Source organism: Rubinisphaera italica, assembly GCF_007859715.1.
In the GTDB taxonomy this organism is placed as follows: domain Bacteria; phylum Planctomycetota; class Planctomycetia; order Planctomycetales; family Planctomycetaceae; genus Rubinisphaera; species Rubinisphaera italica.
On record NZ_SJPG01000001.1, the window covers coordinates 202,690 to 217,513 of the forward strand.

At 49.4% G+C, this 14,824-nt stretch carries 11 protein-coding genes; 6 read left to right on the top strand and 5 right to left on the bottom strand.

Translation table 11 applies throughout. The annotated features are described in order from the left end of the window. The first annotated feature begins 212 nt into the window (after positions 1 to 212). The 3 genes from Pan54_RS00820 to bshB1 all read left to right on the top strand — a co-directional run bounded on the left by Pan54_RS00820 (position 213) and on the right by bshB1 (position 2,960). A complete protein-coding gene (locus tag Pan54_RS00820; RefSeq protein ID WP_146501604.1) occupies positions 213 to 1,538 on the top strand; it encodes a dihydroorotase in 1,326 nt (441 codons plus the stop codon). Between the two features lie 61 nt (positions 1,539 to 1,599). Then, positions 1,600 to 2,109 (top strand): DinB family protein, encoded by a 510-nt coding sequence (locus Pan54_RS00825; protein WP_146501605.1) that lies wholly within the window; start codon positions 1,600 to 1,602, stop codon positions 2,107 to 2,109. 161 nt (positions 2,110 to 2,270) lie between these two features. Beyond that, complete coding sequence (bshB1, locus tag Pan54_RS00830) at positions 2,271 to 2,960, top strand: bacillithiol biosynthesis deacetylase BshB1 (RefSeq protein ID WP_146501606.1); 690 nt, start codon at positions 2,271 to 2,273, stop codon at positions 2,958 to 2,960. A gap of 62 nt (positions 2,961 to 3,022) precedes the next feature. Here bshB1 and Pan54_RS00835 read toward each other — a convergent pair whose 3' ends face one another. Next, entirely contained in the window at positions 3,023 to 4,264 is a 1,242-nt protein-coding gene (locus tag Pan54_RS00835; RefSeq protein WP_146501607.1) for a hypothetical protein, read from the bottom strand. Positions 4,265 to 4,764: 500 nt separating this feature from the next. Between Pan54_RS00835 and Pan54_RS00840 the strand changes: the two genes are divergently transcribed. Then, positions 4,765 to 5,118 (top strand): hypothetical protein, encoded by a 354-nt coding sequence (locus Pan54_RS00840; protein ID WP_146501608.1) that lies wholly within the window; start codon positions 4,765 to 4,767, stop codon positions 5,116 to 5,118. Between the two features lie 617 nt (positions 5,119 to 5,735). Here Pan54_RS00840 and Pan54_RS00845 read toward each other — a convergent pair. The 4 genes from Pan54_RS00845 to Pan54_RS00865 all read right to left on the bottom strand — a co-directional run bounded on the left by Pan54_RS00845 (position 5,736) and on the right by Pan54_RS00865 (position 11,459). Then, on the bottom strand, positions 5,736 to 6,020 hold the full coding sequence (locus Pan54_RS00845; protein ID WP_146501609.1) for a hypothetical protein: 285 nt from the start codon (positions 6,018 to 6,020) through the stop codon (positions 5,736 to 5,738). Positions 6,021 to 6,710: 690 nt separating this feature from the next. Beyond that, the gene (locus tag Pan54_RS00855; protein ID WP_242631180.1) at positions 6,711 to 8,057 is read right to left on the bottom strand and encodes a DUF1501 domain-containing protein; all 1,347 of its coding nucleotides are present in this window, start codon (positions 8,055 to 8,057) and stop codon (positions 6,711 to 6,713) included. A 14-nt stretch (positions 8,058 to 8,071) separates the two neighbouring features. After that, on the bottom strand, positions 8,072 to 10,840 hold the full coding sequence (locus tag Pan54_RS00860) for a PSD1 and planctomycete cytochrome C domain-containing protein (RefSeq protein WP_207310009.1): 2,769 nt from the start codon (positions 10,838 to 10,840) through the stop codon (positions 8,072 to 8,074). Continuing rightward, positions 10,806 to 11,459, bottom strand: coding sequence for a GntR family transcriptional regulator (locus Pan54_RS00865; protein WP_165441504.1), 654 nt, complete (start codon positions 11,457 to 11,459; stop codon positions 10,806 to 10,808). The genes Pan54_RS00860 and Pan54_RS00865 overlap by 35 nt, the downstream gene beginning before the upstream one ends. Before the next feature lie 246 nt (positions 11,460 to 11,705). Between Pan54_RS00865 and Pan54_RS00870 the strand changes: the two genes are divergently transcribed. Both Pan54_RS00870 and Pan54_RS00875 read left to right on the top strand, forming a co-directional pair. After that, the gene (locus tag Pan54_RS00870) at positions 11,706 to 12,980 is read left to right on the top strand and encodes an MFS transporter (RefSeq protein ID WP_146501612.1); all 1,275 of its coding nucleotides are present in this window, start codon (positions 11,706 to 11,708) and stop codon (positions 12,978 to 12,980) included. A gap of 445 nt (positions 12,981 to 13,425) precedes the next feature. Beyond that, a complete protein-coding gene (locus tag Pan54_RS00875) occupies positions 13,426 to 14,823 on the top strand; it encodes a DUF1501 domain-containing protein (RefSeq protein WP_146501613.1) in 1,398 nt (465 codons plus the stop codon). The last annotated feature ends 1 nt before the right edge of the window (position 14,824 follow it).

Here is a 14,824-nt window from a genome sequence, read left to right on the forward strand (position 1 = left end):
TCGCTCAGGCAGTTCCTGTCCTACAAGATTTTCAGTAACTTCACGTATGTCCAATATTGCAAACGCTGATTTAGGCTGCGTTGATCTGTCGATCGACGCAGCTTGTTTCATTTCCTTCTGTTGATTCGGAGAAATATTCGGTAAACTGAAAGGAGATCCCCAACCAGTTCAGAAATCTCTTGCTCCTCCTCATTTGGGCAAACGGTGACATCATGACGACTACCCTCATTAATAATGCAATCTGCGTATTTCCCGACCATCTAGACCAGCTCGATGTCCTGCTGCGGAATGGGAAAATTGAAATCGATCCTGCCGATACCTCTTCTGCAGATGAAGTGGTCGATGCCACGGGTTTGCATCTCATCCCTGGTATCATTGACGATCAGGTCCACTTCCGCGACCCGGGACTGACCCATAAAGAAGACCTGCACACTGGGTCGCGGGCCTGTGCAGCTGGGGGCATTACAACTTTTCTGGAAATGCCTAATACGAATCCGACAACCACAACGGTTCAGGCTCTGCACGATAAACTGGATCTGGCAGCCGGGAAGTCGATCGTTAATTACGGATTTTATATTGGAGCAACGACCGACAATATCGAGGAACTAAAAAAGGCTGAGCGCACACCCGGAATCAAAATCTTTATTGGTTCGAGCACTGGGAATTTACTGGTCGATGATCAGGAAGCTCTCAAGCAGATTTTTGCGGAAACTACGTTGCCAATTTGTGCCCATTGCGAGGATGAAGCGACCGTGCGGGCGAATGCGGTCAAACTGGCTGGCGGGAAATCTTTTGCCGATCATTCGCTGATTCGCAACCATGAAGCCGCAATCATCTCAACAAGACGGGCGATGGATCTGGCGATCAAATACAATCATCGATTTCACGTACTCCATGTTTCAACCGCTGAAGAATGTGACATGCTGTACTCGTATTATGCAAGTCTTGAATCGATGAACGACTGCATCATCACCGCGGAAGCCTGCCCACATCATCTCTATTTCAGTATCGACGATTACGAACGACTCGGTTCGCTGATTCAAATGAATCCTTCCGTGAAAACGAAGAAGGATATCAAGCGATTGTGGCGAGCATTGAATGAATGGACAATTACCGTCATCGCGACCGATCACGCGCCTCACACATTAGAAGAGAAGAAACAGCCTTATCCGAAATCGCCATCAGGTTTACCAGCCGTCGAAAATTCACTGGCATTAATGCTCGATGCGGTGAATCGAAACATGATTCGGCTGGAAAATATCATAAACGCGATGACGATCAATCCTGCTCGCGTCTGGAACATTGCCAACAAGGGTGCACTTTGGGAGGGGTACGATGCTGATGTCGTACTTGTCGATCTGAATTTGAAAAAGACAATCCTTAACGAATATCAGTTAACGAAAAGCGGCTGGTCGCCCTGGCACGGCACCGAACTGACCGGCTGGCCCGTCAAAACGTGGTGCAATGGCGAAGTTGTGTTTGATGGCAAGACTGTGAATACCGAACATCGCGGACGTGAAGTGACGTTTAATCGTTGAGAATCAAAAGCTGATCTCAAGTCGCAATTAAATATATTAAACAAGAATTAAAAGGTAGATAATGACGCTCAAGGAAAGACTTCGTTTCGGGCTCGAACATGCTCGCCGCGTGACGAATAAACTTCTGGATGAGATTCAGGAACCGAACGACTGGGTACTTCGCCCCACTCCAAATGCCAACCACGCCATGTGGATTGCCGGACATCTGGCATTAACGGATAACCGTTTTGCGATCATGCTTGACCCACCCTCGGCGATTGACCTGGATCATTTGAAGGATCTATTTGGAAAATTTTCGCAACCGCAGGAAGAACTCTCGGCTTATCCCAGCGTGAAAGAAGTCCGCGAATTGATGCGGGATCGTCGGCAGAATTTCCTACGAATTCTCGACAACTGCAGTGAAGAGGATTTGGAGCAACCGACTCCCGAAGGAGCTCCCCCCTTCATGCCGAATGTGGGCATGGTCTTTCAAATGGCCGCCTGGCATGAACCGATTCACACCGGCCAATTAACAATAATCCACCGCATACTCGGCAATACCCCGTTGGCTGATCGCCCAGTCGGGAAATAGAAATGTAGGGTGCGTCCTGACGCACCATGCTCGACTCATATTACCGTTTGATATTGAGAGTTCGTTATACCATCTTTTTACAGGATACGATTGTTCTGCATTCGCATATCCATTCCGGTGCGTCAAGACGCACCCTACTAGACTACATATTGAAACCCCTTATGTTAGATCTTCTCGTTGTCGCGACACATCCGGATGATGCGGAAATCAGTGTTGGGGGAATTATCCTCAAAGCCATTTCCGAAGGGCTGCAGGTCGGAATTCTCGACTTAACGTCAGGAGAACCAACTCCTCATGGAACGGATGCAGGACGTCTTCAGGAAACCGCGGCAGCCACCAAAACGCTTGGAGTTCAATGGCGGGAAAATTTAAATTTGCCAAATCGGAAACTCGAAGCCACGCTCAGCGATCGGCGAGCGTTGACGAATGTCTTTCGCACAACCCGACCGAAAATGATTCTGGCTCCCTGGTCCGAAGATGCTCATCCCGATCATGTCCGCGCCAGCCAACTCTGCGACGATGCCCGCTTCTGGGCAAAACTTTCCCGTTCCGACCTGGAAGGCAAAGCCTACTGGCCACCAAAGATGCTCTACTATTTCAGCGTCCATTTGCGGATTCATCCTAAGCCGAGTGTTGTCGTGGATATCAGCGAGCACCTCGAACAAAAAATGCAGGCGATTGCCTGCTATGAATCGCAAATCAAAACGGGACGAGACCAGAATTTCCCAACCGTCTTGGACGACATCCGCGACCGCGCCCGCTACTGGGGCTGGGCCATCCATTCCACTTATGCCGAACCGCTGATTTCACGCGAGGAGATCGGAGTGCATTCGATGAGTGGACTCATGTGAAAACTAAGAAAAGCCGCCTGAATTCTCAGACGGCTTTTCTTGTTAACTCTACTTGGAATACTCTACTCAAGATCAGTCGGAACTGGAACTTTGAGAGTTTCAGAGCCTTCGTGATTGATCGGTCCCATGACGGGTGAGTGAATCTGATGTTCTGCGATTCGGCTGGATTTGTGTGATCGGCCGTCGGCGATCCGACGATCCAGAATCACGCGGGCGGCATCGCGAACTTCGACATCGCTCAGGCGTCGCAAGTCACTCAGTTGAATCAGCGGTTTCAAGACAGCCAGAGTGTCTTCAACAGTCGATTTGAGTATTGTGATTTCCTGAAGCTCGCTTCGCATGTTTGATAACAGAGCAGCCTGATGTTCGAGTTCGAGTTGGAAATCTTCAAGGAGTTCTACTGTCTGAATGGCAGAAGTGATTCGAGTATTGTCGGTTGCCAGGTCTTTTTGGAAAGTCATCATTTCCTGTAGATTGACAGACGCTTTGGTCAGGTCTTCCTGATTTTGCTCCAGCAGTTTGGCTTCCAGGGCAGCCATGCGAGCCAGACTCTGCTCAGCTTCAGGAATTGCTTCCTGCTGTTTGATGATTTGAGCGTGCAATCCGTCAATTTTAGTCAGTATCTCATTAGATTCTTCCAGATTTGACTTCTTGGCAACAATTTTATTCGTCAAGTCATCCATGGCTGTTAAGACCATGCTGGCTTCATTCATGCCTTCTGCTTGCTTTGACATCCGCTCGGTCACATGTTGAACATCTGCCATCACTTGATCGGCTGCCAGCAGATCCTGACGAGTTATATTAGCCGACTTGCCTAAACGAACAACATGCTCATTCATAGATACCATGTGAGCCAGGGAATCCTGAGACTGGGCAATCGATTCCGACTGTGTCTTCAAAACTGTCTGCATGGAAGCGAGGTTGTCGAGAGTATTCATGGCCACATCCTGACCGGAACTCAAGGCCAGAACGTCATCTCGCATTTTACGAATTGAGGCGAGTGACTGCTGAACTTCAGACATCTGCCGCTGTTGCTGACGCAGGCCTGTGAGTAGATCGTTGGTTTTCCACAAATCATCCCGAGTCCCAACCAGCATGTGCATTTCAGACTGCATCATTGCAATTTCCGACTCCAGAGTATGCATCCGCTCTGTCATTGGCTTAGTGACGGTCAGATACATACCGAACAGTCCAAACACCAAGCCAGCTGTCAGCATGGACCAGGTTTTTGAAATCTTACGATTCGGATTTGGTTTTGGGGAAATGTGTGCGTTGTGCTTGAAGTGAAAATTTTGGTTCGCCACGGTATGGTCCTCCTGTCGCGTTGCAGGGGTACGCGACTTTATCGAGTTGAGATTGTATTTCCGAGACCAGGGTTGCCCGCTTTATCCAATCGGCAATGACATCCCATCCTTTCTCTACTCTCTGTTATCGCCATTTTTCGGTCATTCATGTGGTTTGTCTCACTTTCCCATACGAGATTTCATACGTAGGGCGAATTAAACGAGGGGTAGGGATTGCAACGATTCGGTCAGTTATTTCGGGTTGAGAATACTTTACCCGACATTTATTCAGTTGGTGAGAAATTCGCTGGATGCTGGCGTACTCATCTCGAAACGCTCATCGATGAACAAGTACTTTCAGCGGAAATTTTCGAGCAAGCTTCTGACAGTCTCAATTCAAAAAAAATTGAGGAAAGGAAGCCATTTACGTCTAGGCGATCTGCAATTACTCATTACAATACATGTTCACTTGCTTATGAAAGAGTCCTCTTTAGGCCCCTTAGCGGCGAAGGAATTCCGCAATGAAAACGGAAGAATCTGGTTATTTTAATGAATGGTCTTCGATCGGAGAGGTGAAAAAGTCTCGCTCGATCGATATGCATCATGCAGCTCACTCTGTCGAAAAAGAACTGGCAAGTCACCTCAACAGTAAATCCGGTATGGAATTTGAAAATCTGGTTGTACGTCGCCTGCCCAACGATGCGATCTGTCTCGAAGGAATTTTGAGGACAGATGATTCTGATTTTGACCTGAGCGATTATTTGAAATGTGCTTTGGGAGTCGAAACCATAGTCAATCGCGTCACGATGCGTGGAACCTGTGGTGCTGGAGAAGAAACGCTTTCCGGCGAGGATACTGTTGTTGACTGGAGCTAAAGCATATTCAAAAATACCTGCAGCGTTCGGCAGGAGCAAACACAGCGATTTAGGACATTTGGTGCCCATGCGACTGCAGAGACCATTTGAAAATGGTCTAAACCCTGCTTCAGTTCAAGTTCAAACAAAATTAACACCTGGCAAGGAAATTTCCTGCCAGGTGTTTTCTATTAATAACTGGAGCTTTGCAAAACGACAGCTGGGAGATAATTCCAGAATTGCGGGATGAGTTACCAGATGTTTTTACCATAGCGAGCCCAGTGAGGATTTCTCCTCAACCCGTTTACATTTTGATTCATGAACCGCCAAGACGCCAAGTGAAACAAGAGATCAACAGAAATGAAAATGGATTTGAGTGAATCAGGTTGAATTCACCACTAAGGCACAAAGAGATTTAGGGTTCATGAAAATCAATCACAAAACAGCCAGATGAGTTTGAGGCAATATTGTTATACAACTCTTGGTGCCTTTGTGTCTTCGTGGTCCAATTTCATTAACTGAAATTACGACTTGTTTCACTTGGCGTTTTGGCGGTTTATTTTCATGAGAGAAAAATAGATCGGAAGTAGGACATTCAATAAAATAAGAGTTTCGCAGGGTGCGTCGTGACGCATCTTTCACTCGAAGTTTTTGAACTCGACTTCATACCATTCGATCTGGCTGCCCCAATTGGGTGCATATTCTCCGAGTTTGATATCTCTATGAAATGAGGACCAGGCCCCTTCGGAAGCACGCTTCACGAAACCGTGTTTGAGGGGTTTGACATGGAGATAATCCACGCCTCTCTTCAAGTCCACTACATCATGAATTGTATGCCGGTAGAATTGCCGCTGCCAGACACCTCGTTCGCCCCTCTGAATGCGGCTGCGGGAAACAGTCGCGGACACCCCTCCGGCAGCCATTCAGTTTTTCGTAATAAGAGATTTGATGCGTCGTCATCGCAAGGAGTAATCTTGATCTCCCCTTGGCAATTCCCAGATTGTGTCAAAGATGATCTGGAAGTAGAACTATTGCAGTTAAACCACGTTTCATTTGAAAACCGGAGAAATCAGAATTCATCTACAAACTGACTTTGGATTTTTTACACCACAGAGGCACAGAGAACACAGAGATTGTTTTGCAGGAGAGATCCAGAAAGACTCAAACTTTCGAATATTGTATCAGCGATCTATGAGATGATATCTCCGTGTCCTCTGTGGTTTTAATAGTTCCTAAACTCGTTCTGCCGATTTAAACTGCACTCCATTAGAAAACAGCCAAAAAGGTTATGGCAACTTGCAGAACTCGTCTTGTTTTTCATTCAATTTGTATTCGTTCGAGTGACACGATTCGCTAACCCAATCTTTGATCTGTTTATCATCTATGGAAATCCGGTTCCCATTCGGAATAGGGTTTAGATCGAATGGATACTGGACTCGAACTTTTTGATGGCACTTCTGAAAAATTCTCTTCCCATATAAGTCGTGAGAATTTGACGACGCTTGTGTGTCACGACCGTAAAAAAGAAAAGATGTCCATCCCGTGATTGACGATAATTGATCATGCGGCAATGCCGTTGTTTGTTGCATGAAAACGTGACGAAGTGGATTGGTTCAGGCAATCACGTTTTTGATGACGTTGCCATGAACGTCGGTCAGACGGAAGTCGCGGCCGGCGTGGCGGTAAGTCAGTTTGGTGTGATCGATTCCCATCAGGTGGAGAATTGTGGCGTGCAGGTCGTGAACATCGACCTTGTCGCTGACAATCTCTTTCCCAATTTCATCCGTTTCACCATGCACGATTCCTCCTTTGATTCCCCCTCCTGCCAGCCAGATTGAAAAACAGTTGCCATGATGACCGCGACCGTTCTTACCTTCTTTGGTTGGTGTGCGTCCAAACTCTGTTGCCCACACGATCAGCGTTTCATCGAGCATGCTACGTTGCTTGAGATCTTTGATCAGCGCAGCGATTGGCTGGTCGACTGCTTTGGCCAGCGGAACGTGTTCCTTCATTTCCCCGTGTGAATCCCAGTTGGGGCGAGAGCCGGTATCGATCAGTTCGATGAATCGAACACCTCTCTCTGCCAGTCTGCGAGCCACCAGACACTGCCAACCGAAGCCCGTGTTCTCGCCTCGTTTTAGTGCATAGGCTTCCAGAGTTTTGTCGTCCTCAGTGTTCACATCGAACGCTTCTGGACCTGCGGTTTGCATTTGAAAAGCTGTTTCAAAAGATTTGATTCTCGCAGCCAGTTGAGTGTCGTCCTGTCGCAACTTCAGGTGCCCTCGATTGAAGGCTTCAGTCAGCCCGAGTTCCAGTTGCTGAATGTCTTGCCGCGTTGTCAGTGGAGCGAGGTTTTCGATGGGGTGCTTACCGGGAATAACCCTGGTTCCCTGATGATAAGCAGGTAGAAAATCGCTGGCATAAACCTGTGTTCCGCCATAGGGCAGGTGAGGGGCGACGACAATGAACGATGGGAGATTCTGGTTGATCGTCCCCAGTCCGTAACTGAGCCAGGACCCCATGCTTGGTCGAGCAAATGTCGGCGAACCGGTATGCATTCCCACGGCTGCTTCAGTATGGTCGAAATGTGCGGATTTCATCGAACGAATCACGCAGATATCTTCCATCTGTTCCCGCAGTTGTGGAAACAGATCGCTCACTTCTGTCCCACATTTTTTGTTGGGACTGTAAGGGAAGACACTGCCCATCAATTTGTCTTTTCCGCTGCCATCGCGACCATTCGCCGAAGGTTTCGGGTCGAAGGAATCAATATGAGAAACCCCACCAGTGGCAAACAGAAAGATGACCCGCTTCGCTTTGGCAGTAAAGTGTGGAGCCTTGGGCGTGAGTGGCCCCTCTGTCAATGAAGACTTAGTCTCTTCGGCCAGTAATTCGGACAGAATTCCGGGAAGCAGAATCGAACTCCCAACCATAGAGCGAATGGCGTTGCGGCGTGTCATGAAGTTGTGCATTGTTAATCCACGTACAAAAATTCGTTTGTGCGAAATAGGGCAAGAGCGAAACTGGTCCAGCATTGATGCTTGATCTCATCTGGCGACTTGTTCTTATCGGCACCAATTTCATCACTTAATGTTTTCTGAAACGACAGGGTGTTAGTTTTGTCATCTGTTGTCGCTGGGCGACCGAAAGTCAACAAGAACGCGAGGTCGATTCTCTGGTCGTCGTTGTCACATTCTGCCAGTAACCTCGTAGCAAACTTTTCGGCTCGACTATGTACGAACTCATTATTGAGCAGATACAGTGACTGAACTGTGGTGACGGAATTGTCTCTCACAGCGGACGATGCGTTTCGGTCTGGTCCGTCAAATGCAGTAAAATAGGGGCGGGCATTCAACCGCGTCGTCATCAAATACACGCTTCGACGATTACTTTCGTAACTGTCTCGGAATGGATGATGCTGCGTGTATCCCCATTTTTCGACAGGAGGAAATGGGTGGGGTTCCTCCATACGTGTTGCATCCAGTTCGGTACTGAGCAGCAGCAGCGTGTCACGTAGCGACTCTGCATCCAGACGTTGCCGATTATAACGCCAGCACAATTCATTATCGGGATCAACGTCGATCGCTTGTTGAATATTATTCTGATCCTCGGCGTCTCCTGTGGTACTGGTGAGTTGATACACGCGAGAATTCATGATCTGTCTGTGCATGTGCTTGACCGACCAACCGCTTTCAATAAATTGCGTCGCGAGCCAGTCGAGTAATTCAGGATGGGTGGGAGAAAGCCCGCGAATGCCAAAGTCGCTAGGGGTTCCCACCAGCCCTTTGCCAAAATGATACTGCCAGATGCGGTTGACCATGACTCGAGCGGTGAGTGGATTCTGTGGATCGGTCAGCCACTCGGCTAACTGCAAGCGACCGCTTTGTTTCGCTTCTTTGTCGGTTAGCCGTTGGCCGCCGAGCAGGTCTGGGAACTTTCGCGGAATCAGTTCGCCTGGCTGCTTCGGTTCTCCACGAATCTGCAGCGCTGCGTCACCAACTTGACCATCGGTCACAGCGTAAGCGAGTTCTGGACCGGGCGATCCCTCTTTGAACAGCGGGATGAAGCCCCGTGGTTTTTTATCGAGTTCAATCCCCGGGAACGCATACTTTGTGCTGTTGAAGATACCATACAGACCGTAATAGTCGGTCTGCAAAATCGGATCGAACTTGTGATCGTGGCATCGGGAACAGGAAATCGTCAGCCCCAAAACGACGCGTGCCATATTGTCAATGGTATCTTCGATCGTTAAGTGTTGCGGGTAGTCTTTAATCACTGAGCCGAATCGCCGCGAACTGGCGATATAACCTGTCGCAATAATATGTTCGTTGCGTTCGTCGTCGGTGCTGGCTGGTAACAAGTCGCCTGCGATTTGCTCCCGCAGAAATTCATCGTACGGTTTATCGTTATTGAAGGCATCGATAATGTAATTGCGATATCGATAAGCCTGCGGGATGGGATAGTCAGAATTTTCGCCCGCAGTGTCGGCGTATCGCACCAGGTCCATCCAGTGCCGTCCCCATCGCTCCCCATATTGTGGCGAAGACAATAATCGTTCGACAACATTCTCAAATGCCCGAGGAGAAGGGTCGTTAACAAACGCATCGATTTCAGCTGGAGAGGGAGGCAATCCAATCAGATCGAATGTGGCCCGTCGTATCAGCATTGGTTTGTCAGCGACAGCAACGGGGCGTAACTTTTGACGTTCGAGTCTTGCGAGGATAAAACGATCGATTTCAGTTGTTGCCCATTGTGAATTAGTATTTTTGGGTGGGATCGGATGACTGATCGGACGAAACGACCAGAACTCTCTCGCTTTCGCCACGTCGATGGTTTTAAGAGGAATCGTAGTCGCACTGCGGCGGGGATCGGGCGCGCCACTGCGGACCCATTCTTCAAGTGAGGCGATCTCAATGTCCGAAAGTTTTTCATCGGGCGGCATCTGCATGTTGTCGTTCTCATAGCGAACGGCTTCAATCAGCAGGCTGTGATCGGGGTCTCCGGGAATAACTGCCGGCCCGAGTGACCCACCTTTCCTTAAGGTGGGGGCCGAATCGACCAGAAGATGTCCTTCGACCTGTTCAGACTTCTCGCTATGACAATCATAGCAGTGCTTGATCAGCAGCGGTCGAATCTGACTTTCGAACATCGCGAGTTGATCCTTGGTCAAGATGTTTGTGCCTGAACCATCATGCTCGCCTTTCCAGATTTCGACGCCCGAGAAATTGGCAGCTCCCCCTTTACTGGAGATGACAATCGTTCCCTCTTTAGAATCTGTATGCCATGGCCCAAGTTTTTCCCAGTGTCCCTCTCGACCGCTGTTGTAATTTCGGACAACCTCGGCATCGTTGACAAACACGGTGTAGGTCTCTGACCGATTGTCTTCCCAGACATAAAGAAAGACCGTGTAACGTCCTGTTGGAATCGAATTGAGTTCCACACGATTTCCACCCCAGCGGCTGGAACGAATCATTTTCGCGCGCTCAGCATCTGTCGATGGCAGTAATTTTACATCCTGGTTGTTGAATGACTTATCTTTGCAGGTGTATGTCTTCGCATCCTGGCCCTCCCAGACATTTCCATCAATCGAGACAGCCGGACCGTTTAAATTGAGTCCACGGAAAAACGTCGGTGCCTCATCGGCAACACTCGTTGCTACGACGGAAAAACTCGTCATCATAAAAACAAAAACAATCCGCAAGCCGCGATTATCTGCGGGGCGAAAGCAACACCCGTTTGCCATACTCGAGATGCTCCTGAAGTCTATTAACTGCCAATTCTGCGTCACCCGTGATCACTGCGTTTGCGACGGCAGTGTGCTCTGTCCAGCTTGATTCAATTCGATCCTCATACCGCTCAAATACGCGACCAATCACCCGATACATCTTTTCTCGCATCTGGGTCATCACCCGAATAATCTCCTGATTGCCCAAGCAGTCGCAGAAGATTCCATGGAATTCCGCATCCAGTTTAATCGCAGCAGTGTGGTCGAATTCTTTCGCAGCCAGTTGATGCTGCTGAAGATTTTTGCGGATTCTTGTGATGTCGTCATTGGCGAGCTTGCCGGTCACACTGCGAAGCACAAACGATTCCAGTGCGAGTCGGATCTCGAACTGGTCAGCAATTTCATGGACTGAAAGTTCACGAACCATAATCCCCTGCTGCGGTGAAACCGAAACCAAACCTTCCGATTCCAGACGCTCTAGAGCTGCCTTGATCGGCGTTTTACTCATGTCCAACTGCGCGGCAAGCTGTCGTTCCGAAAGAAATGCTCCCGGAACAATTGTCGAATCCTGAATCTGACTTTTGAGTTGTTCATATGCTTTCTCTTTAAGTAGAGAACGTGGGCTGAGTTGCTGCATGTCTGGTCTCTCACCAAATGCGGTCATCGGCGATTGAGATTATTGATTTTGATTTCGCTGATTCGACTTCATGTATTAATAAAACAGCTGAAGTCTAACTGAGATCTCAGTCTTGTCAAGAATTGTGCATGAAAATCCTCACGGCGCATTTTTCGAGAGGACATTTAGCATTTCGTCGTGGTTGACAGGTACTGTCCCGCGTCCTACCCTTGCACGGCAATATCCCGCCTTCTACCGGTGCCGCACATGCATGACATCAATCGGGAATTAACGCCTGCAGGTCGAACGATCGCGATGCTTGCGCTCATTGTGGCTGGCGAAGCCGTCTTCTTTCTGCCATTTGTTCTTCCTCGTGTTTTCCGACCGACATTATTGGACGTCTTTGATGTGACCAATCTCCAGCTGGGGATTGCCTTTTCGGTTTACGGAGTGGTTGCAATGTTGGCGTACTTCCCAGGCGGGCCACTCGCAGATCGGTTTTCGACTCGGAAGATGATGTCATTTGCACTGGTCGCAACGTCGATCGGCGGTTTTGCGCTGGCGACGATCCCCTCGTTGGCAGGACTCCAAGTGCTATACGGATTTTGGGGCGTGACCACGATCTTGTTGTTTTGGGCACCGCTGATTCGAGCCACGCGCGAGTGGGGTGGTACCAAACTTCCGGGCCGCGCGTTTGGAATCCTTGATGGAGGACGTGGGCTGGTTGCTGCTGCCATTGGCAGCGGCGCGGTTGCACTATTCTCCTTTTTCATGCCCTCCGAAGTTCAGAATGCAACGCTCGAACAGCGGACAGTCGCCTTCAGACAGGTCATCTTTCTTTTTGCGGGCATCACATTTGCCGCTGCCATTTTCGTATGGTTCGCTTTGCCTCGCTCAAAAGAATCCTCCGACGACTCGCAGAGCAAGTATGAGCCGGGAGGAGTTGTTCGTGTACTGCGAATGCCGACGGTCTGGCTTCAAGCAATCGTCGTGGTTTGCGCTTACGTTGGATACAAAGGCTTGGACGATGTTTCTTTGTACGCGCACGAAGTCTTGGATTACGACGAAGTTCAAGCGGCCAAGGTCGGCACGCTTTCGATGTGGGTTCGACCTTTCGCGGCGATCGCCGCAGGCTTGCTGGCCGATCGCTTTGGCGTTGCCCGACTGACGATGTTGAGTCTGTTGGTATTCGGTATTGGCAGTGCAGCGATAGCAGCAGGCGCGTTTCGTCCAGGCGAGACTGTGTTCTTCTTCGCGACGTTGATTGCCACCAGTGCAGCTGTGTTTGCCTTGCGAGGGCTGTACTTTGCGATGATGGAGGCGGGACGTGTGCCGTTTGGTGACACCGGTAGCGCGGTAGGTATCGTCTCAGTCATCGGATACACTCCCGACGTCTTCATGGGGCCATTGATGGGGGTCCTGCTGGATCGTTGGCCGGGTGAACTCGGACATCAGTATGTCTTTGCAGTACTAACATTGGCCGCGACGGTCGGCCTGATGGCGTCGATCCTTTTCTGGCGCATCGTGCATCGCCCAATTTAAAGCTCAATTGTTCTGCGGCCTCGCCTCAGTTTGCGACTCTAAACCATTTTAAATGTTATCTGCAGTCGCTTGGACCTCAAATGCCCTGAAAACGCTGTGTTTGCTCCTGCCGGACGCTGCAGGGAACTTTTAAATATGCTCTAAACCCTGTACCAATTGGAAACCGGATTTCCTGTAGCATCTTGAAAATCGCCCCGCCGCTCGGGTTTGATTATTTTTCAGTTTTCATTTGGAACGCGCTGTGGTTTCTGAAATGTGTAAGTATTCATCATCTTGCAGCACCTCGAATTGTCAGACTTGTCTTGCAATCCGGCTTTCATAAGGCGATGATCAATTCTTTATCAGAGCACTCATAACCCTGCCCCATTGTTTTGAGTCTATCCGATCACGGTGCATTTGATTTCGACCCACCTGCGAAATTCGACTCGGATTGAGGAGAAAGTTCATGCAACGACGTCAATTTCTGGTTGCTTCCGGCCTCGGTTTCGCTGGATTGAAATTCGGATCCCCAACTCATGCAACTCCTGCATCGCCTCCGAATTCACGGCCTGGCAAAGCGAAATCGACAATTCTGTTCTTCCTCTGCGGCGGAGCCTCGCATCTTGATATGTGGGATATGAAGCCAGATGCTCTGCTTGAATATCGTGGTCCCTTCCGGCCCATCGAAACTTCTGCGCCCGGTGTGCTCCTTTCCGAGCATCTTCCTTTAACGGCCAAGCAGGCTCACCATCTGGCTTTTGTCAATTCGGTGAAAGGGACCGTCAACACGAACGATCATCATGCCGGGTATTACCACAATTTAACGGGCCATGTTCCCGACCAATCATTTGTCATTAAGGGAAACAATCGAACGCCAGAACGTGAAGACTGGCCATATATCGGCTCGGTCGTTGCATCGCGTCGACCTCAGCATCCTAATTTACCCAACGCAATTTCACTGCCTCATATGCCGAGCCGAGCTCCTTACACACGGCCTGGACAATTCGCCGCTCGCATCGGAGTCGAACACGATCCGATGTATATCAATGGTAGCAATGAAGAGCCGCTCAAATTTCAGGCCCCAGCTCTCGTTTTGGAAGGGGGCATTACGGCTGATCGGATGACCTCGCGATTTTCGCTGCTCGATCAAGTCAACTCGGCACGCCGTTGCTTCGATGAAACCGCCAACACCACAGCATTGGGAAAGCATCAACAGCGAGCCTTATCATTGTTGCTCTCATCGCAGTCGACATCCGCATTTGATTTGTCTCAAGAGAAGCCAGAAGTCATTGAACGATACGGCAAAACGGTCAACGGAATGAGCTTGCTGGTTGCCCGTCGTTTAGCTGAAGCCGAGGTTCCGTTTATCACGGTCTTCTGGAAAGGTGATAGCCGCAAACTTGCCAAAAAATGCAAGAGTGCCGGCAGCTGGGATACACATGGTAATAACTTCAAATGCCTGCAGGAAGATCTACTCCCCGAGTTTGACCAAGCTTACTCTGCATTGATTGAAGATCTGGCTGATCGAGGGATGCTGGAAGAGACGCTCGTGATGGTGACCAGTGAAATGGGCCGAAAACCTAAAATCGGAGATCCACGATCAGGTGGAACCATCGGAGCTGGTCGCGACCATTGGACACACTGTTTGACAGATGTTCTGGCTGGTGGAGGAATACAGGGCGGGCAGACCTATGGGGCCAGCGACGCCCGTGGAGAATACCCCATCGACAAGCCTGTGACTCCCGCCGATATCGCCCACACTGTTTATCATGCCATGGGAATTAACGATCTGATTGCCTACGACAAACTCGAACGGCCTTACCATCTCTTGGAAAACTCAAAGCCTTTGACGGATCTGTTTTGAA

Bases quoted from the DNA above. Each gene is read 5' to 3' on its own strand.
- Pan54_RS00820 (WP_146501604.1), top strand. From the start codon at position 213: ATGACGACTACCCTCATTAATAATGCAATCTGCGTATTTCCCGACCAT.
- Pan54_RS00825 (WP_146501605.1), top strand. From the start codon at position 1,600: ATGACGCTCAAGGAAAGACTTCGTTTCGGGCTCGAACATGCTCGCCGC.
- bshB1 (WP_146501606.1), top strand. From the start codon at position 2,271: ATGTTAGATCTTCTCGTTGTCGCGACACATCCGGATGATGCGGAAATC.
- Pan54_RS00840 (WP_146501608.1), top strand. From the start codon at position 4,765: ATGAAAACGGAAGAATCTGGTTATTTTAATGAATGGTCTTCGATCGGA.
- Pan54_RS00845 (WP_146501609.1), bottom strand. From the start codon at position 6,020: ATGGCTGCCGGAGGGGTGTCCGCGACTGTTTCCCGCAGCCGCATTCAG.
- Pan54_RS00855 (WP_242631180.1), bottom strand. From the start codon at position 8,057: ATGACACGCCGCAACGCCATTCGCTCTATGGTTGGGAGTTCGATTCTG.
- Pan54_RS00860 (WP_207310009.1), bottom strand. From the start codon at position 10,840: ATGGCAAACGGGTGTTGCTTTCGCCCCGCAGATAATCGCGGCTTGCGG.
- Pan54_RS00865 (WP_165441504.1), bottom strand. From the start codon at position 11,459: ATGCAGCAACTCAGCCCACGTTCTCTACTTAAAGAGAAAGCATATGAA.
- Pan54_RS00870 (WP_146501612.1), top strand. From the start codon at position 11,706: ATGCATGACATCAATCGGGAATTAACGCCTGCAGGTCGAACGATCGCG.
- Pan54_RS00875 (WP_146501613.1), top strand. From the start codon at position 13,426: ATGCAACGACGTCAATTTCTGGTTGCTTCCGGCCTCGGTTTCGCTGGA.